The 20,280-nt window shown below is 36.1% G+C and carries 13 protein-coding genes, 1 rRNA gene and 2 riboswitches; of the genes, 13 read left to right on the forward strand and 1 reads right to left on the reverse strand.

Annotated elements, in window-relative coordinates; all coding sequences use genetic code 11:
- Window positions 1-44 precede the first annotated feature (44 nt).
- The 3 genes from OEV98_RS17560 (at window position 45) to OEV98_RS17570 (ending at window position 4,533) form a co-directional block, all read left to right on the forward strand.
- Complete coding sequence (locus OEV98_RS17560; RefSeq protein WP_263074656.1) at window positions 45-1,040, forward strand: SPFH domain-containing protein; 996 nt, start codon at window positions 45-47, stop codon at window positions 1,038-1,040.
- Between the two features lie 199 nt (window positions 1,041-1,239).
- Window positions 1,240-2,625 (forward strand): class II fumarate hydratase, encoded by a 1,386-nt coding sequence (gene fumC, locus OEV98_RS17565; RefSeq protein WP_263074657.1) that lies wholly within the window; start codon window positions 1,240-1,242, stop codon window positions 2,623-2,625.
- 246 nt (window positions 2,626-2,871) lie between these two features.
- Window positions 2,872-4,533 carry a peptide ABC transporter substrate-binding protein gene (locus OEV98_RS17570; RefSeq protein WP_263074658.1) on the forward strand — a complete coding sequence of 554 codons (1,662 nt, stop codon included), beginning with the start codon at window positions 2,872-2,874 and terminating at the stop codon, window positions 4,531-4,533.
- A 141-nt stretch (window positions 4,534-4,674) separates the two neighbouring features.
- Here OEV98_RS17570 and OEV98_RS17575 read toward each other — a convergent pair whose 3' ends face one another.
- The gene (locus tag OEV98_RS17575) at window positions 4,675-5,973 is read right to left on the reverse strand and encodes an MFS transporter (RefSeq protein WP_263074659.1); all 1,299 of its coding nucleotides are present in this window, start codon (window positions 5,971-5,973) and stop codon (window positions 4,675-4,677) included.
- Window positions 5,974-6,156: 183 nt separating this feature from the next.
- On the opposite strand from OEV98_RS17575, the gene OEV98_RS17580 reads away from it, so the two are divergent.
- The 10 genes from OEV98_RS17580 to OEV98_RS17625 all read left to right on the forward strand — a co-directional run.
- Window positions 6,157-7,404, forward strand: coding sequence for a helix-turn-helix domain-containing protein (locus tag OEV98_RS17580; RefSeq protein ID WP_263074669.1), 1,248 nt, complete (start codon window positions 6,157-6,159; stop codon window positions 7,402-7,404).
- A gap of 268 nt (window positions 7,405-7,672) precedes the next feature.
- Window positions 7,673-8,275 carry a hypothetical protein gene (locus OEV98_RS17585; RefSeq protein ID WP_263074660.1) on the forward strand — a complete coding sequence of 201 codons (603 nt, stop codon included), beginning with the start codon at window positions 7,673-7,675 and terminating at the stop codon, window positions 8,273-8,275.
- Between the two features lie 326 nt (window positions 8,276-8,601).
- Complete coding sequence (locus tag OEV98_RS17590) at window positions 8,602-9,561, forward strand: AAA family ATPase (protein ID WP_263074661.1); 960 nt, start codon at window positions 8,602-8,604, stop codon at window positions 9,559-9,561.
- The gene (locus tag OEV98_RS17595) at window positions 9,558-10,769 is read left to right on the forward strand and encodes a DUF58 domain-containing protein (protein WP_263074662.1); all 1,212 of its coding nucleotides are present in this window, start codon (window positions 9,558-9,560) and stop codon (window positions 10,767-10,769) included. The genes OEV98_RS17590 and OEV98_RS17595 overlap by 4 nt, the downstream gene beginning before the upstream one ends.
- Window positions 10,763-12,961, forward strand: coding sequence for a transglutaminase TgpA family protein (locus tag OEV98_RS17600; RefSeq protein ID WP_263074663.1), 2,199 nt, complete (start codon window positions 10,763-10,765; stop codon window positions 12,959-12,961). The genes OEV98_RS17595 and OEV98_RS17600 overlap by 7 nt, the downstream gene beginning before the upstream one ends.
- 55 nt (window positions 12,962-13,016) lie before the next feature.
- Window positions 13,017-13,118, forward strand: a riboswitch (purine riboswitch).
- Window positions 13,119-13,243: 125 nt separating this feature from the next.
- Window positions 13,244-14,791 (forward strand): glutamine-hydrolyzing GMP synthase, encoded by a 1,548-nt coding sequence (gene guaA, locus OEV98_RS17605; RefSeq protein WP_263074664.1) that lies wholly within the window; start codon window positions 13,244-13,246, stop codon window positions 14,789-14,791.
- An 85-nt stretch (window positions 14,792-14,876) separates the two neighbouring features.
- Window positions 14,877-14,978: riboswitch (purine riboswitch) on the forward strand.
- Window positions 14,979-15,137: 159 nt separating this feature from the next.
- The gene (locus OEV98_RS17610; protein ID WP_263074665.1) at window positions 15,138-16,436 is read left to right on the forward strand and encodes an NCS2 family permease; all 1,299 of its coding nucleotides are present in this window, start codon (window positions 15,138-15,140) and stop codon (window positions 16,434-16,436) included.
- A gap of 181 nt (window positions 16,437-16,617) precedes the next feature.
- Window positions 16,618-17,457 carry a glucose PTS transporter transcription antiterminator GlcT gene (gene glcT / locus OEV98_RS17615; RefSeq protein ID WP_263074666.1) on the forward strand — a complete coding sequence of 280 codons (840 nt, stop codon included), beginning with the start codon at window positions 16,618-16,620 and terminating at the stop codon, window positions 17,455-17,457.
- Between the two features lie 233 nt (window positions 17,458-17,690).
- Complete coding sequence (ptsG, locus tag OEV98_RS17620) at window positions 17,691-19,748, forward strand: glucose-specific PTS transporter subunit IIBC (RefSeq protein WP_263074667.1); 2,058 nt, start codon at window positions 17,691-17,693, stop codon at window positions 19,746-19,748.
- A 434-nt stretch (window positions 19,749-20,182) separates the two neighbouring features.
- Window positions 20,183-20,280 (forward strand): 16S ribosomal RNA (locus OEV98_RS17625); the annotation flags it as partial.

Here is a 20,280-nt window from a genome sequence, read left to right on the forward strand (position 1 = left end):
TTTGCTAGTAGCTTGATATTATTTCGAAAGGACTGGAAAACAATATGGCATTTTTTAAAAATCAATTTGCGAATGTAGTGGAATGGGAAGAATTTAGAGATGATATGATTTTCTGGAAGTGGAGTAATCGCGAAATTAAAAAGGGGAGTAAATTGATTATTCGACCTGGTCAGGATGCTGTCTTTTTATATAATGGGAAAATAGAGGGAATTTTTACCGATGAAGGAGACTACAATATAGAATCCGAAATCATCCCATTTTTATCTACCTTAAAAGGCTTTAAATTTGGTTTTAATAGCGGGATGCGGGTAGAGGTTTTATTTGTAAACACTAAGGAATTTACCGTGAAATGGGGAACGAAAAATGCCATTTTGATTCCGACACTAGGGCTTCCAGGCGGATTGCCGATTCGTGCAAACGGTACGTTTCAATTTAAAGTAAATGATTATATTGCTTTAATCGATAAAATAGCAGGTGTAAAGCAAAGCTATGTAGTAGAGGATATACAAATCCGGATAACCTCAATTCTTGATCAGTTACTTATGAAGTGGATTTCCAAAGAAGGAAAGGACATGTTCAATCTGCAAGCTAATGCCTATGATATTGCGAAAGGTATTAAAGAAGACCTCGATATGGAAATACTCCAAGATGGCATGACAATTACGGGCTTTAACATTATGAGCTTTAATTATCCAAAAGAAGTTCAAGATATGATAAACAAAACAGCGTCACATGGAATGATTGGTGATTTGAAGAAATATCAGCAAGTTTCCATGACCGACGGAATGGCTTCTGGAAAAATGAGCGGTAGTGGCGCGGCATCTGATATGGCAGGAATGATGATGGGAATGAACATCGCTAAAGAAATGATGAAAAATATAAACGACGATGATGCTCAGCAAGCTGCTCCCAGCCATGCAAATCAACCAAAACAAGAAGCAGCTCCAGGAGGGAAAAAACTCCCCAACTTCTGCCCGAACTGTGGGGAAAAAACAACTGGCTCCAATTTCTGTCCTAATTGTGGTCATAAATTAGTATAAGAAGTAAAAAAGAGTTCCATCTTGCAATTGAACAGGTGCGAACTCTTTATTTATGAAAAACAACAAAAAAAGTGTTAAAAAACCGAAGTATGCACGAAAAAAGATTTTTCCCGTTAAATTAATAGATTAATAAAAATAAATTTAATATAATAAAAGTGTTTGAAAACGCTTTTTGCGATATAAACAGGAGGGGATTTGCGTGGAATACCGGATTGAGAAAGACACAATGGGAGAAATTAAAGTTCCTGCGGATAAATATTGGGGTGCACAAACGCAAAGAAGTTTAGAAAACTTTGCAATTAGCAATATTACAATGCCTGTGGATCTAATTGATGCATTTGCTATTTTAAAAAGAAGCTGTGCGATTGTAAATAACAAGCTTGGCAAATTAAATCAAGAAAAAACGGAGGCAATTGTTCAATCCGCTGATGAAATATTAGAGGGCAAGTTCGCGGATAATTTTCCGTTAAAGGTTTGGCAAACAGGAAGCGGTACGCAATCAAACATGAATTTAAATGAGGTTATCGCAAATCGGGGAAATGAAATATTACGGGAAAAAGGTTCGGAAGAAAAGCTTCACCCAAATGATGATGTTAATATGGGACAAAGCTCTAATGATACCTTCCCGACAGCAATGCATGTGGCTGCCGTCGTATATGTAAAGACAAAATTAGTTCCGGAAATTGAACGATTAAAAGCTGTTCTTGAGGAAAAATCAAATCAATTTATGGATATCGTAAAAATTGGCAGAACCCATCTTCAAGATGCTACTCCGTTAACACTTGGCCAAGAAATCAGTGGTTGGGTACATATGCTGTCCCGTTCATTAACCTTTATTACGGAAAGTACAGATAAAGTAAAGGCATTAGCAATTGGTGGAACAGCAGTGGGAACAGGAATCAATACACATAAGGATTTTGGTGCAATGGTTTCGAGTGAAATTGAAGCATATACCGGGATTGATTTTTATTCCTCTCCAAATAAGTTCCATGGGTTAACTAGCCATGATGAAATCACATATGCACATGGTGCGTTAAAGGCACTGGCTGCTGATTTAATGAAAATTGCCAATGATGTTCGTTGGCTAGCTTCTGGTCCAAGATGTGGCATTGGGGAGCTAACAATACCTGAAAATGAACCAGGCTCATCCATTATGCCAGGAAAGGTGAATCCGACACAAAGTGAGGCAATTACGATGATTGCAGCACAAGTGATGGGCAATGATGCTACGATTGGATTTGCTGCCAGCCAAGGGAATTTTGAGTTGAATGTATTTAAACCGGTCATTATTTATAATTTCCTTCAAAGTGCAGAGCTGCTTGCTGATGGTATCCGTTCCTTTACGGATAATTGTGCAGTCGGAATAGAGCCGAATTATGAAGTCATTACAAAGTATTTAAATGAATCATTGATGCTCGTGACCGCATTAAATCCACATATCGGTTATGAAAAAGCAGCAAAAATTGCGAAATTGGCACATAAAGAAGGTTCAACATTGAAAGAGGCGGCATTACAATTAGGCTACTTAACGAGCGAAGAATTTGATCGAATGGTAAAACCTGAAGAAATGGTAACACCAAAATAAGCAACATAATGGTAAAGGGAAGAGCTGTGTTCCTATAGGAGCACAGTTTTTTATTTTGCCAAATTAGTTTCCTAAAATAGTAACCGCTTACAATGTTATAACCACAAGAAAAGGAAACGTGACAAAAAATTAAATTAATAGAATTATGAGAAAACAGTTTACATATAATATTCTAATAGATTATAATATTCTATAATTTAGCTATTCTAGAATAATATAGGAATAGATTAAAAGGGGGAAAAGAATATGAAGCTGAAGAGATTAGTGTTCTTATTAGTACTAGCATTTGTTCTAACATTTGTAGCAGCTTGCTCAGAGAAAGGGACAGAACAGTCTAGTGGAACAGAAACACCGAAGGACGAAGAAAAGGTGCTGAACTTTACGAATCTAGAAGCAATCCCATCTATGGATCCTTCACTTGCAACGGATGAATCTTCCTTTGTATATTTAGCAGCTACTATGGAAGGTCTTTATCGATTAGATGCAAGTGCAAAACCAGTTGAAGGTATAGCTCTGAATCATGAAGTTAGCGAAGATGGACTTACATGGACATTTCATTTGCGTGAGGATGCTTTTTGGGAGAACGGCGATCCTGTAACTGCTAATGATTTCGTATATGCTTGGAGACGTGCCGTTGATCCAGCAACAGGATCTGAATATGGCCCCTATATGATGAATGGTGTGATTAAAAATGCCTCCAAAGTAAGTGCAGGGGAGCTTGCTCCGGAGGAATTAGGGGTATATGCAGATGGTGATTATACTTTAGTAGTAGAATTAGAAAATCCAACAGCATATTTTGAATCATTGACCACTTTTGGCACATTTTTACCATTAAACGAAGCTTTTGTTGAGGAACAAGGAGATAAATTTGCAACAAGTTCTGATACATTATTAGCAAATGGTCCATATACAATGGAAAACTGGGAGAGCACAAGCAACTCTTGGGAACTTGTAAAAAATGATAAATATTGGGATGCGAGTACTGTCCAAATGGATAAGTTAACATTCCAAGTAGTAAAAGAAGTGCAAACAGCCGTTGATTTATATGAAGAGGGTACAGTGGATCGTGTAGATTTAACCTCAGATTTAGTAGATTTATATTCAACAGATGATAATTATCAAATTACACCAGATACATTTGTTTACTACATTAAATTTAACCAAACAACAAACGAAGCGCTAGCGAATAAAAATATTCGTGCAGCCTTAAGTCGGGCATATGATAAAGAAGCGTTAGTGGATGAAATCTTAAATAATGGTTCACTTGTGGCAAATGGTATTGTTCCTGCTGACTTCACTCCACTACCAGATACCGGAGAAGATTTCCGAGAGGTTAGCGGAGATTTAGTAACATATGATTTAGAAAAAGCAAAAGAATTTTGGCAAAAAGGTTTAGATGAGCTAGGTACAGATGCGGTGGAAATTGAATTATTAACTGATGACGATGATACTACAAAATTGATGGTGGAATATATCGCGAATCAGCTTGAAACAAATCTTACAGGATTATCCGTCAATATTAAACAAGTGCCAAAAGAACAACGACTTGATTTAGATAGTAAGATGGATTTTGAAGCACAAGTAACTCGCTGGGGACCAGATTTCCTTGATCCGTACACATACATGAATTTATTCGTAACAGACAGTGGAAACAATAAGATGGGCTATTCTAATCCAAAGTATGATGAACTTGTATTTGCAACAGCTTCTGAGCTTGCAACAGATAATGCTGCAAGATATCAAAACTTTTTACAAGCAGAGAAAATCTTATTCGAGGATGCAGCAATTGCACCAATTTATCAGTCCTCCAGAGCACAATTAGTTTCTCCAAAAGTGCAAGGTGTGCATATTAACCCATTTGGCCCAACATATGAATATAAATGGGCATATGTAGGATCAGAGGAGTAAATTTTCATAACAGAAGAAAAATAAAAATGGCCATTCCTAATAAAAGGAATGGCTATTTTTCATGAAGGAAAGCGATGAATATATTCCCTTCCTTGCACCATGTAATCTTTAGAAAGGAGTACATGGTTATCGAATGATTAGTTAAGAAATCGTCTCTGCTTCTACTTTCACACGCTTCTTATCCAGCTCTGGGTATGCCATCCGGACGATGGAAGGTCTTGCAAGATATAGTACGACAATGATTAAAATGACGGAGGAAATGATTAATACCCATTGCGCAGGGAAGTAATCATACAAGAAGCCGTATAGGACAGTACCTAATGGCATAAGTGCCATTGCCATCGTTTCTAAGACAGAAAATACCCGACCTTTATAATCGTCATCAATCGTCTTTTGCATCATTACGCCAATTGGTGTATTTACTAGCATACCAAGACAGCCAAAAGTAAACATAATAGCGATGTAGAAAATAAACATCATATTATAAGAAAGCTCTACTAAAAGTGGAAGCGCCACTGCCCCCATTGTAATTCCCATGCAAATAATGCCCCGTTTGGATGTTAATAATGGATATTTCACTTCTTTTCCCATCGAGAAATACAAGGATAGTAATAGCATGCCAATTGCCCAAGCCCCTTCTGTCAAGCCATAATGCTCGGAAGGCATTTTTAGCTTTTCTATTAAAATAAAGGAATAGCCGACCTGAAATGCTCCGAATAGGAAATTGATAATTAAGGAAATCGAAATTATAATCATAAGAATTTGTTGCATTTTTATATAGGAAAATCCTGCCTTCATGCTTTGCCACATCGATTCCTTTTGTTCATCAACAGCTACTTTCTTACGTTTAGCATATAATTTGAAGTTCATCGTCGATTCAAGAATGACTGCAATAATAGATGCACTTAAATAAATGGTAAGAAATACTGGCATGGATACTGTTCCATATAGAATACCGCCAATTGCAGGACTACCAATGGAAGCGAACGAAAGGGACATCTGGTTAAGGGACATCGCACGTTGAATACGCTTTTCATCAATTAGACCACTTATGGAAGAGGTAAAGGTAACTGTCGTAAAGGTAGATGCTAAAGATAATAAACAAGTAGTAATATAAATTGCCGGTAAAGATAGCCCAAATGACAAGCTATACAGTAAAAGTCCAGCAATCGCTAATGAAGAGCCAATTTGTGAAAAAATAATTATTCGTTTTCGAGAAAAATTATCTGCTAAATAACCAACAAATGGTGCAACAATGGTTCGCGGTAAAATACTGCAAATTAAGTTCATAGCAAAATTCGTAGCAGAACCTGTTAACTCTAAAATATAAAAACTAATTGCAAATGCATACACTTGTGCACCGAAGGAAGAAATTAGCTTACTAGTGAAAAACGTCCATAAATGGTAGGTGGCACGCTTTAATTTTAGTTGTTCATCCATTTTTTTATCCCCTTTGTTTTGGAAAAGTTTAATTTAATTAAACAAATCATAACATAGCGATGGATAGAACACAATAATTAAGTTTAATTTAATTAAACTTTTTTTAAGGTAGTGGCTGAGACCCTTTTCTTTTTTGTGTATGTTTAATATAATTAAACACAAAGATTGACCAAAAAGTTGGAGGTGTCTCCTATTACTACGGTTGGAGAACGAATTCGCAAAATCCGCAAGGAAAAAAAACTAACACTCGAGGCATTGGCTGGAGAAAAGATAACAAAGGGGATGCTGAGTTTAATTGAAAATAATAAAGCAAATCCTTCGATGGAAAGCTTAACCTATATTGCAGAGCAGCTTGGAGTTGCAGTAGCAGAGCTTTTAGAAGAGGTAAGCAGTCAGGAGCTGCAAGGACTTCTAGAGGAAGCGGAAAGGCTTTTTAATGAGGACTTTGAGGAATATCCAAATAAATATAAAGATATTGTTTCAATAATTCGTCCAATTTCAGATAAATTAGTGCAAGGCTATGAATCCGCCAGATTATTAGATATTTATTGCCGCTGTATTTATCAGGAGGAAAAAACGGGATGGGAAGAATATGCCGAACGAGCTGCGCAAATATATGATGAAATGAATTTAACTACAAGGCGTGGAAATCTAGGTCGGTTCCGTGCGATTGTAAAGTTTATGGAGCATGACTACGAAAAAGCACTACAAATCCTCATTCGCGAGCGAGAGTACGTAGAATCGCATCATGCGTATATCGATCCGATTACTCGGCTAGATTTTGACTATCATGAAGCGATTCTCCACTTTGCCGTTGGTGATACGGAATCTGCTATACGTGTGATGGAAAGTGCCATTGACTTTTCTAAAAAGCATCGTATCTTTTACTTAATTGATGATTTGTATCGATTGGCTGCTGGATATGCAATGCTCTCAAACGATAAAGAGAAAATGATTGAATACTCCAATAAGCTAAAGCTATATGGAGAATTTGCAGATGATGAAAACTCGATCCTTTTTTATCACTTAATTAGGACGCAAATATTAATTGTTCTAGAAAAACGGTATTTAGATGCAATCCAAATTATTGATGAAATACTACAAGCACATTCTTCTTTTATATGGCCATATTTTGCATTACAAAAAGGAGCGGCACTTTATTTGTTAGGTCGTTATGAGGAAACGATTCAAGTGTTAGGGAAAGTAGAAATTTCATCGTATGTACATCATCCTTTTGATTTATCGATGTTATATGCAAAGGATGCCTATATTGCATTAAGCTATTGGAAGCTTGGAGAGGAAGAGGCAGCATTGCAGCATGCAAAGCAAGCAGTAGATAATATTTCTCCACTCCCACATTCTGTAAATACGGATTTCGTTTTAGAAACGTATAATGAAGTGAAAAACAAAATGACAAAAAATCGCTCATGATGGATGAGCGATTTTTTTATATGCTGTTATTTAAATGGTTGTATATATTAAATGAGATAGAAAATTTGTCTAATAGCTTTTACTAAAGCAACAAACTAACGATAACAGTATTTTAAGAAAACGGTACAAATTAACTAACAAATTGCTGAAACGTATCTCATATAATTTACACAAGACAAAAAATGCCCGTTGTATAATCGATAGAAACTATGCTCTCCTTAGTATCAATAGTGTAGGAAGTGTTAAAAAATACCAAAGGAGGAGACTAATGCAGGAATACTACTATGGTGGTCAATACAAAGGACAAACAAAAGTTAGCTTTTACGTGGAAGATGGCGTGGAGCGTATTGTCATTCGGTGGCTAAGTCAGAACAAACATACGAAACTATCATTTGTTGGACCAAATGGACAATCATCGATAGGCTTCTCAACGACAAAAGATTCCACGCTTTTTGAAGGGGGATACCTGCACCGCACTACAATTGACGAACCAGAAGCAGGAAAGTGGTCCGTCCAAGCTAAAAGTCCTAAGGAGCAATACATTCTAAATGTCACCTTCCAAAGCCCGGTGAATGAGCATCTAATGATGAATTTAGAAAAAGAAGATAACATCCAGCTCTCCTTTTCCGGAAATGAACACTATGTAATGCAGGACAATATCACAGCAACCGTAGCGGTAGAATTTTTAGATGTGAAAAATAAAATTATTAAAAAACTATCGATAACAAAAAGTCGTGATACGAACACTCTTACCATTCCAAATTTAGGCGCAGGAATTTATAACGTAACAATCAACATAAAAGGAGAAACAAAAAACGGACAAATCTACAACCGCACGATTTTAGATTCTATTTATCTAGGAAATCAATGACAGAAATATAGACGAATGAAAGGCAAGCTATCGAGCAGATGCTTGCTTTTTATTTTTTGAAAGAGATACTGGAAGATTAGATTAGTGGGGAGGAGATTGCTTACGTTCGTTGGAATCATTACTACGAAAATGCATTAACCTCTAATGCACTTTCGTTAAAAAAATACTGTTAATAAATTGTGAAACTACTAGAAAAATCCATTTGTCGAATGGTAAAATTTATTATCATATTATAACAAATAATGATACAATTAAAATGAATCTGTCAATTTATTGATAGATTCTGAATCTATCCTACCTAGGATATCAGCATAAGGAGGCGTCGTATGATAGCAGAAGCACTACAACCTAAATTGGCGAAAGTTTTAGAAAATATGGATAAAGTGATGATCGGAAAACGTAAAGAAGCGACATTAAGCTTAACTGCATTATTAGCAGGTGGCCATGTATTACTTGAGGATGTACCAGGTGTCGGAAAAACGATGCTAGTAAAAACCCTTGCGAAATCCGTAAGCTCATCCTTTAAACGAATACAGTTTACACCAGATTTATTACCATCAGATGTTCTTGGGGTTTCCATTTATAATCCGAAGGAAATGGAATTTGAGTTCCGCCCAGGTCCTATTATGGGAAATATCGTTTTAGCTGATGAAATCAATCGAACATCTCCGAAAACACAATCCGCATTATTGGAAGGAATGGAAGAAGGAAATGTAACGATAGACGGGTTCACCTATCAGTTACCAAAGCCTTTTTTCGTTATGGCTACGCAAAACCCCATTGAATACGAAGGTACTTATCCATTACCTGAAGCACAATTGGACCGTTTTCTATTAAAGCTAAAAATGGGTTATCCATCGTCAGAAGAGGAAATGGAAATTTTAACTCGAGCACAAAACCGAACAACTGTAGAAGAACTTGAATCGGTAATTACAGTTCAAGAATTGGTTCAGCTACAGGATGATGTGAAAAATGTCTTCGTCGACACTACAATTAAAGAATACATAATTAATATTGTGCTTCGTACAAGACAGCATTCCCAAGTATATCTAGGCGTGAGTCCACGTGGTTCGATCGCGCTGCTTAAAGCAGCACAAGCTTATGCATTTTTACGAGGTCGTGACTTCGTTATTCCAGATGATGTACAATTTTTAGCACCATATATTTTTGCTCATCGATTAATTTTACGATCGGAAGCTAAATATGAAGGTGTAGCAGCAGAGGATATTATTCTCTCAATTTTATCGAATATGCAAGTTCCTATTCAAAGGTTTGTGAAAAAATGAAAAAGCTAAAAGGTCGTACAAGAAATATTTTTCGTTTTATCTTCCTCTGTACATTATTATTAGGTTCCTTTTCTTATGCAATGTTTCAGGGAGGATTTGTTAGTTGGTTCCTATTTGGCAGCTTTCTGCCACTTGCATGTTATTCGGTCATTTTGTTGTTCTACCCACTTTTCGATCTATCGGTTCATCGAGAGTTTAAGCAAAAAGAATTTAATGCTGGTGAAAAAGTGGAAGTAACATTAAAGGTTACGAGAAGAAATCGATTTCCACTATTTTTTTTACTAGTGGAGGACGAGGTTTCGGAAAACTTAAAAAGAAAAACAAATGTACCATTCAAGTTTTTATTGTTTCCAATATTTTCAAAGCAATTAACCTATCGTTATGTTATTGATAAAATGCCCCGTGGAGAATATTTCTTTTATGGAATTAAAGTAAAGGTTGGAGATTTATTCGGTTTCGTTCAAAAGGAAATCTCTTTTCCGGAAGAAGATTATGTACTCGTCTATCCATCCTATATAGAAATGGTGTATGAGCCGTTTGAAAATCAATTCGAACAAGGGATGACGGCGACTAAAGATAAAGTACAACGGGACTCCACAATGGCTATTAGTATTCGGCAATATGTGCCTGGTGACCGCTTTTCTTGGATAAATTGGAAGGCGACTGCAAGAAATAACGATATAATGACAAAGGAATTCGAGCAAAGACAAACACATGATGTCTTATTAATTTTAGATCGAACACCGCATGAGCAATTTGATATAGCAGTGTCATTTGCAGCTTCTATTATCCGTTCCGTGTTAAAAAAAGGAGCGGAGATTGGACTATTCTCTGCAGGTGATAAGAAGGAATTTTTCCCGGTGCAGCGAGGAGAGTTTCAACAGCGCACCTTGTTTTACCATTTAGCTAGTGTCGAAGATAATGCAACACTTGAGTTTTATAAAATTATTGAATCAGAGAATATATTTCAAAATCAAAACCGGGTCCTTATGTTTATCGTGAATACATTACATCAAGCAACAGTAGAAAAAATAAGCGCTATTTCTCTGAAAAAGGGTCAGGTCATTTTATTTGTAGTCAAGGGGAAAAATGAAAAAATTTCCGCGCAAGAACTAGAATTAATCGAAACAGCGAAAAGAAGAGGCGTTATTACAAAGAGCATTTACGACGGTGAATTTAAAAATGCATTCGGGAGGGAGGAATGGTGAACATCATCAGACAAAGAAGTATAGAATCCCTTTTATTAAATATCATCGGCTTCCTATTAGTATTCGAATGGTTAAACCCACTGGAATCCATTGCAAATGTAAACAATTTATCAGTATTTGTTTGTTTTTTAGCAATCTGTTTCCTTTTTTCTTATTTACGATTGCATTGGAGTATTAGTCTTGTTGTAAATGTGGTATATGTTACCACCATTCTGCATTACTTCTATTTTCAAAAATCATTTCTTGCCCTCTTTTGGCCAGCAAGGATAGTAGAAGATATCTTTCGTAATATTAAAATATTGTTCAATGGCGAATGGATGTCGATAACCGATTCTTTTCGTACATTATTAATGTTTGTTTTACTCTGGTTATTAGTGTATTTGCTTCATTATTGGATTGTTGTTCAAAAAAATATTCTCTTCTTTTTCTTGTTAACCGTTATATATCTTTCGATTATTGATACATTTGCTGCCTATAATGCAACATTTGCTATTTTACGAACAGTTATCATCGGCTTTTTTGCACTAGGTATTCTTACTTTTTATCGGTTCGTTGAAAAAGAACAGCTATCAATGAAGAATATCGTGAAAAAGCGATGGATCATCGCACTTGTTGGTGTGATTATTATTAGTTCTTTTGTTGGTGTACTAGTTCCGAAGGCAGGACCAATTTGGCCAGATCCAGTACCATTCTTTCAATCATTTGCGGATCATCATGAGGATAACGGAAGCGGAAGTGGCGTTAGAAAAATTGGCTACGATACAGATGATACGAATCTCGGTGGACCATTTGTTGGTGATAAACGGGTGGTATTTACAGTAACCTCGGAAAACAAGGAATATTGGCGTGTAGAAACGAAGGATTTATATACTGGAAAAGGTTGGGAATTATCTGCGCGAGATGATATTGAATTTGTCGATGGGAATGTGAGAGAAGTACCGATTTATTCCGTCGAGGATGCATTGCTAAGTGAGGAGAATTCCAGTGTTTCAATCGATTTGGCGGACAATCGAACACATCTTATTTATCCACAAGGAATTACTAATATTTATTTTAATGAAGAAAATATTTATCAAGTAAACCATACGAATGAAAAAATTAGTACGAGCTATTTAAGCTCCTTATCCAATTATGAAATATCTTATCGGAAACCATCCTTTGAAGTGTATACACTTCGAAAAGCAATCGACACGACAGGTGTTGATCAGGAATTCCTCGCACGCTATACGCAAGTACCTGACAATCTACCTACTCGAATCCAGGAGCTGGCAGTCTCTATTACAGCAGGTGCAGAAAATTTATATGATAAAGCGAAGGCTATCGAATCTTATTTGAATAGTTATCGGTTTACGTATGACACGCAAAATGTAGCGATTCCTAAAGAGGAACAGGATTACGTTGACCAGTTTTTATTTGAAACAATGGTCGGTTATTGCGATAATTTCTCTAGCTCAATGGTTGTTCTTCTACGTACGATTGGTATTCCGGCACGATGGGCAAAAGGCTATACACCAGGTAATGAAATTCAAACCAATGATACGTTTTCGGTTTATGAGGTGACCAATAATAATGCCCATTCATGGGTAGAAGTATTTTTCCCAGAAATCGGTTGGGTTCCATTTGAACCTACGAAAGGGTTCGAGAATCCTGCAGAATTTTACTATAACTTAGACAATCGCCCGGAACAAACAGACTCGGAAACGAGTGAACCAGCAACTCCAGAGCAAGAAGAACCAAAAGAAAAACCAGAGGCAAATAACACATCCGCACCGGATAAGGCTGATGCGAGCATCTTCTCGTTGGAGGCTGTTGCAAAATTTGCAAAAACATGGCTACTTGGTGCGATAGTTGTCATTGGAATCCTAGCAGGAATAGTATTCTTATTCCGTAAACGATTGTACCCGTATTGGTTACAATTTAAGTATAAGAACAAAACAGACAATAAATCGTTTGCAACTGCTTATTTATCATTGATTAGGCAATTACAGTGGAATGGGTTTATTCGAAAAGAGGGGGAAACATTACGGAGCTTTGCACAATATGTTGACCATTTCTTAGAAAGTAACTCGATGAGCAGGTTGACTAATCAATATGAACGAATTTTATATCGGAATGAAATAGATGGAAATGATTGGGAAGAAATTAGAATGGACTGGGACAAAATATTACGACTATTGAATGAGCGAAATTAATCCTTGACCATCATTGTTTTTCATTGCTAAAATAGGGTGAATTAATTCTACATGAAATTTATGATAGATTGTCCTTCGTATATCCTCGATAATATGGTTCGAGAGTCTCTACCAAATCACCATAAATGATTTGACTATGAAGGCAGATACTCTATTTTGGTATATACAAAACCCGAAAATAGAATTCTGCCTTTCTAGGTAGGATTCTATTTTTTTTTATATTGTATACTATTACTTTCATGTTCGGATAATATAAATATCTATTAATATGAGGTGAAACCAATGGTCAATTCAGTAAAAGATACAGATAAAATCATCGTATTGGATTTTGGTAGTCAATATAACCAGCTAATCACAAGAAGAATTCGTGAGTTTGGTGTGTATAGTGAACTACATCCGCATACCATTACTGCAGAAGAAATTAAAGCAATGAATGTAAAAGGGATTGTTTTTTCTGGCGGTCCGAATAGTGTGTATGACGAAAATGCCTTCCATTGTGATGAAAATATTTTTTCATTAGGCCTTCCGATTTTAGGAATTTGTTACGGAATGCAATTGATGGCACAGCATTTTGGTGGGAAAGTGGAAAAAGCAGCAACACGTGAATACGGGAAAGCAGAAATTACTGTTTCTCCAGAGAAAGTTTTATTCAATGGTCTTCCTGAACAGCAAGTAGTATGGATGAGTCATGGTGATCTCGTTGTTGAAGTACCAGAGGGATTTTCTGTTGATGCGGTAACACCAACTTGCCCAATTACTGCGATGAGTGATGAGTCAAGAAAACTGTATGCTGTTCAATTCCATCCAGAGGTTCGTCATTCGGTTTATGGTAATGACTTACTGAAAAATTTTGTTTTCCAAGCATGTGGTGCAGAAGCTAATTGGTCGATGGATAATTTTATTGGTATGGAAATTGAAAAAATCCAACAAACCGTTGGTGATAAAAAAGTATTATGCGCATTAAGTGGTGGAGTGGATTCTTCTGTAGTTGCAGTTTTAATTCATAAAGCAATTGGTGATCAATTAACCTGTATTTTTGTTGATCATGGTTTATTGCGTAAAGGCGAAGCAGATAGTGTGATGAAAACATTCAAGGATCAATTCCATATGAATGTAATCAAAGTGGATGCGAAAGAACGCTTCTTATCCAAATTAGCAGGAGTAGCTGACCCAGAGCAAAAACGGAAGATTATCGGTAATGAATTTATTTACGTATTTGATGATGAATCGGAAAAGTTAGCAGGTATCGAATTTTTAGCACAAGGTACTTTATACACAGACATTATCGAAAGTGGTACAGCGACTGCTCAAACGATAAAATCGCATCATAATGTCGGCGGACTTCCGAAGGATATGAAATTTAAGCTAATTGAGCCTTTGAATACATTATTTAAAGATGAGGTTCGTTCACTTGGAACAGCATTAGGAATTCCTGATGAAATTGTTTGGCGCCAACCATTCCCAGGTCCTGGATTAGGAATCCGCGTTCTTGGAGAAGTGACAGAGGATAAATTAGAGATTGTTCGTGATTCAGATTATATTTTACGTGAGGAAATTAAAAAAGCTGGTCTTGATCGCGACATTTGGCAATACTTCACCGTTCTTCCAAACATTCGTAGCGTAGGTGTAATGGGAGATGCAAGAACATATGACTATACTATCGGAATTCGTGCGGTTACATCGATTGATGGAATGACTTCTGATTGGGCTAGAATTCCTTGGGACGTCTTAGAAAAGATTTCTACAAGAATTGTCAACGAAGTAAAGCATGTCAATCGGGTCGTGTATGATGTAACAAGTAAGCCACCTGCAACAATTGAGTGGGAATAAAAGACGAACGTTCGATTAGAAAATTAATAAAATAATTCGTTCTTGCTATTGACGCTTCTGTCGAAAATTGTTACGATAAACATAGAAAAAATGAATAAAAAATACTCGTATAATATTGAGGATATGGCTCAAAAGTTTCTACCAAGCTACCGTAAATAGCTTGACTACGAGGTAATTGTAACGATTGGAGATACTTACTCCATTCGTTATTTACCTTTTTGTCAAGCTCCGTTCTCTTTCGGAGCTTTTTCTATTGGTTTGGAAGAATCACAGTAATTCCTTTTGAGTTAGTCCTTGCAGAAAAAAATAGAGAAAATCTATCAAAAAAAGGAAGGTCAGGGGAAACATGAAGAAATACTTTCAATTTGAGGAATTAGGTACAAATTTTAGAACAGAATTTATTGCGGGTTTAACTACTTTTTTAGCGATGGCATATATCTTATTTGTTAATCCGCAAACACTAGCTCAGACTGGAATGGATCAAGGGGCAGTCTTTACTGCTACAGCACTTGCAGCAGCGATTGGATCATTGATAATGGGGATTGTTGCAAAATATCCGGTGGCTCTTGCACCTGGAATGGGGCTTAATGCATTTTTTACCTATACAGTTGTTATTGGCTTTGGTATTCCATGGCAAACAGCTTTAGCCGGTGTATTAGTATCTGGTGTAGTTTTAGTTATTCTGACATTAACTCGTATTCGGGAAGTTATTATTAATGCAATTCCAAATAACTTGAAATTAGCAGTGGGAGCCGGAATTGGTCTATTTATTGCATTTATTGGTTTAATCAATTCAGAAATAGTTGTAAATAATGATGCAACGCTAGTTGGAATCGGAAATCTTTCTTCACCAACTGTTTTATTAGCAATTTTTGGACTTATTATTTCTATTATTTTGTTAACTATTGGGGTAAGAGCAGCCATTTTTTATGGTATGATTCTTACTTCGATTGTTGGTATGATTTTTGGTATTATTGATCATCCGAAGGGGATCCATGACATTGTTGGGAATGTTCCTAGTTTATCGTCAACGTTTGGACAAGCGTTTAATCACTTAGGTGATATTTTCACGTTGCAAATGCTAGGTGTTATTTTAACGTTTATGTTCGTTGACTTCTTTGATACTGCTGGAACATTAGTTGCAGTTGCATCACAGGCGGGAATTATGAAAGAAGGAAAATTACCACGTGCGGGTAGAGCTTTAACTTCTGATTCAGCAGCGACTGTTGTTGGGGCAGTTCTTGGTACATCAAGTACTACTTCTTATGTAGAATCTTCTGCAGGTGTTGCTGTCGGAGGGAAATCTGGGTTTACAGCAGTAGTTACCGCTGCATTTTTCTTATTGGCATTATTATTTTCACCATTATTAAATATTGTAACTAGTCAAGTAACAGCTCCTGCACTAATTATCGTTGGGGTGTTAATGGCTACTAACCTGAAAGATATTGAGTGGAATAAAATTGAAGTTGCAGTTCCTGCCTTTTTTACGGTTCTTATGATGCCTCTTACTTATAGCATCGCAACAGGTATTGCGGTAGGATTTATTTTCTACCCTATTACAATGGTAGTAAAGGGACGAATAAAAGAAGTACATCCGATTATGTGGTTTTTAGCAATTGTATTTATTCTCTACCTATTTATTTAATAAGGAATCAGAAGGTAGTAATAAGTATGAATAAATTTTAGGTAATAGGAAGCTGATTGTCGGCTTCCTTTTTGCTATAGGAAAAGTTTTCAATTGCATTTTTAATAGGTTAACAGTAGTATAGATATGATATCGACCAGAAAAGTTTTATTAACTGGTAAAAACGGATAGGGTGCTACTTATGGAGAAATGTATCGTAAAAAAAGCATTGAATAATAATGTGCTAATTGCAGAACATGAATTGTATAATGAAGTGGTTCTCATTGGTAAAGGAATTGGCTTTAATAGAAAAGCAGGAGATCTATTGGAACCAAGTCTAGTGGAAAAGATGTTTATATTAAAAGATAAACGAGAGCAAGAACAATATAAACAATTACTACCACAAATGGATGAGGCTATCTTTGATACGATTGTTGAAGCATTTGAAATCATACAAAAGCGTACCCAATCAATGTTAAATGAGCATATTCATGTTTCTTTAACGGATCATTTACTATTTTCAGTCCATCGATTTATGAAAGGGATGTCAATAAAAAATCCATTTTTAATGGAAACGAAAACATTGTATCCGATGGAATTTGAAGTAGCGCAAGAAGTGGTGGATATAGTGAACCAATCGCTACATATTAATTTACCGATAGATGAGGTTGGTTTTATCACACTTCATATTCATAGTGCACTGACAGATAAAGAACTTTCAGAGGTGAATCGGCACTCGAAGCTAGTAAGTGAATTGATTGATATAATCGAGCAGGAGCTTCATTTGCAAATCGACAAGGAAAGTATTGATTACATGCGGCTCATTCGCCATCTTCGTTTTGCAATTGAACGAGTAAAAAGGGGAGAGATGTTAGGAGAAAATCCAAAAATTGCTTTACTGCTGCAAATGGAATATCCTATCTGTTACAACCTTTCCTGGAAGTTAATAAAAATCATGCAAAACACCTTGAAGAGACCAGTTGATAATGCGGAAGCAGTTTATTTAACAATGCATTTACAGCGTATTCAAAATAAGGGATAACTGCTAAGGGAAATTTTACATTCGTAGGTAATCTACCATTCGAATATATGTTACCGATATGATTAGGCGTGAGTAATAGATAGTGAATTACATAAAATGGAGACAACTATTTTTGTAATTCTATCTTTTTCTCATGCCTTTTTTATTTACAATTACTTCGGGAAGCTAGAGACAATAGATTTTCTCACTTGGCTTATCCGTTAACTTGAGTGTTGAATTAGGAGGATAATCGAATGTTCAAGAAGATATTCGGTACTTTACAAAAAATCGGTAAAGCTTTGATGCTGCCGGTTGCTTTGTTGCCTGCTGCCGGTTTATTACTTGGAATTGGTAATGCGATTGGACAAGAAAATATGCTTGATTTTCTTCCGTTTCTAGAAGCGGACTGGATTCAGTTGGTCGGAAATGTTATGGAAGATGCAGGGAATATTATTTTTAGTAACCTTGCTTTAATTTTTGCGACTGGGGTTGCGATTGGATTAGCAGGGGATGGTACTGCAGCACTTGCCGCTATCGTTGGGTACTTAGTATTAAACCAGGTAATGGGTTCTTGGATAGGATTAACTGCTGATAATATTGTAGGATCCCCAAGCTATGCATCTGTATTAGGTATTCCGACACTACAAACAGGTGTATTTGGTGGTATTATCGTTGGTTTGATTGCGGCATTTGCTTACAATAAATATCATAATATACAAATGCCATCCTTCCTTGGATTCTTTGCTGGTAAACGGTTTGTGCCGATTGCTACAGCAGCAATCTCCTTTGTCATCGGATTGTTGTTATTGGCCGTTTGGCCACCAATCCAAATTGGATTGAACTCAGTATCCCTTTGGTTAATTGATGAAGGAACATATTTTGCAGTATTTATGTTCGGCTTTGTTAAACGATTACTTATTCCGTTTGGTTTGCATCATATTTATCATGCGCCATTCTGGTATGAATTCGGTTCCTACACTACTGCTGCTGGGGAACTAGTGCGTGGGGATATGACAATATTCTTTGCTCAATTGAAGGACGGAGTAGATATTACGGCGGGTAACTTTATGGCGGGTGAATTCCCAATAATGATGTTTGGATTACCTGCTGCCGCGTTAGCGATGTACCATACCGCGCGTCCGGAACGGAAAAAGCTAGTAGCAGGTTTATTAGGTTCTGCTGCATTAACTTCTTTCTTAACAGGTATAACAGAACCATTAGAATTTACCTTCTTATTCTTATCACCAGTACTATTTTTTGTACATGCAGTATTAGATGGTTTGTCCTTTGTGTTAATGACATTTTTAAATGTTAATATTGGTTATACCTTTTCTGGTGGATTTATTGACTTCTTATTATTTGGTATTTTACCAGGAAGAGAGCCATGGTGGATTACCATTATCCTTGGTCTTATCTTTGGTGTACTTTACTACTCCATCTTCCGTTTCTTTATTAAAATATTTGATTTAAAAACTCCTGGTCGAGAAGCTGTGGAAGAAAGTGGGGAATTGGCTGATATGAAGAGGCATGTTGGTGATCTTCCTTACAATATTCTTGAAGCGATGGGTGGAAAAGAAAATATTGCACACTTAGATGCATGTATTACTCGTTTACGTGTATCGGTTAATGACATAAAAAATGTGGATAAAGAAGAATTGAAAAAATTAGGAGCTTCTGGAGTAGTAGAGGTTGGTAATAATATTCAAGCGATTTTTGGTCCTGAATCTGATTCGTTGAAGAGTCAAATACAAGCTATTATTAGTGGAAGAAAACCAAGATCTATCAACACAAATCAACAAACAGAGGTTATGCAACAAATTGAAGAGGTAAATCCACAAGTGTTTCAAAATAGATTGGTTAAAGAAACGTATATCGCTCCATTAAAAGGTACAGTAAAATCTATTACTGAAGTACCTGATCGAGTATTTTCCGGAAAAATGATGGGGGATGGTTTTGCAATTGAACCTACAGATGGTATGGTTGTAGCACCGGCGGATGGTAAGATTGTTAATGTATTTCCGACAAAACATGCTATTGGGTTACAGTCTAAGGGAGGACGTGAAATACTAATTCATTTTGGTATTGGTACGGTTCATTTAAAAGGTGAAGGCTTTGAAGTATTAGTAAATGATGAAGAAGAAGTAAAAGCTGGACAACCTTTATTGAGAGTAGATCTTGATTTCATTAAACAAAACACATCATCAACTATTACGCCTGTTGTATTTACAAACCTAAAAGAAGATGAATTTGTCGTTCTTAACAAAACTGGTGAAGTTGAAATAAAAGAAGAAAATGTAATTACTATTCTGTAATCATGTACTGTACAATTTAAATGAAGAGATGTCCTGATATATTTATGGCGTCTCTTTTTTTGTATCGGTTTACGATGGATAAGGATGTCTATTCGATTATTTCACGTTATGAATTTTTTTTAAAAAGTTGTTGACTTATGTTAGGGAAGGGAGGTATAATTACAAAGCTGCTTCATTAAGGGAGTGTGCAAGTTTAAGAGATTAATAAGTTTAAAAAACTTATTGACTTCTTAGTTTTAAAATGATATTATATCTAAGTCGCTTTTAAAAATGAATTTTATTTTTTGTTCTTTTTAAAAAAGTTGACATAAGATTTTGAATGTGATATAATAATTGAGCTGCTTTAGAAAAAGCAGTAATTGAACCTTGAAAACTGAACAAGACGAAGCGTTTAATTAAACTATTTTTTAAACATTTTTGAGCTAATCAAACACTTTTTGGAGAGTTTGATCCTGGCTCAGGACGAACGCTGGCGGCGTGCCTAATACATGCAAGTCGAGCGAATAAATTAGAAGCTTGCTTCTAATTTATT

The sequence above is a fragment of the Perspicuibacillus lycopersici genome (assembly GCF_025660475.1).
Taxonomy (GTDB): Bacteria; Bacillota; Bacilli; order Bacillales; family Caldibacillaceae; genus Perspicuibacillus; species Perspicuibacillus lycopersici.